This window comes from Acinetobacter geminorum (assembly GCF_013009345.1).
GTDB classification, from domain to species: domain Bacteria; phylum Pseudomonadota; class Gammaproteobacteria; order Pseudomonadales; family Moraxellaceae; genus Acinetobacter; species Acinetobacter geminorum.
The window spans coordinates 1-248 of the sequence record NZ_JABELE010000073.1 but is presented as its reverse complement, the minus strand read 5'-3'; the positions used below and the strand labels follow the sequence as shown (position 1 = coordinate 248).

The window sequence follows — 248 nt, the reverse complement described above, 5'->3', positions numbered from 1 at the left end:
CGTGATACTGCCCACTATTCAACTGCTTCGGGTTGCTCTGATAGCCCGACTGCTGCTGTTGCTGCTGATTGCCCTGATGATTATAACCACCTTGATTGCCCTGATTGCCTTTATTACCATGTCCGCTCTGATTATCGTGAAAACCTGAACCGGAACTGCCTCCACCGTAACCCGGTCCATGAGATCCAGGGCCTGAACCGCCGCCTGGTCCAAGATCATACTCAAAAAAGTCGGAATTTTTGAACTCC

Annotated in this window: 1 pseudogene; it reads right to left on the bottom strand. The window is 50.4% G+C overall.

From position 1 onward, the window contains the following. Positions 1–248 (bottom strand): annotated as a pseudogene (locus HJG58_RS18750) (hypothetical protein); the annotation flags it as partial.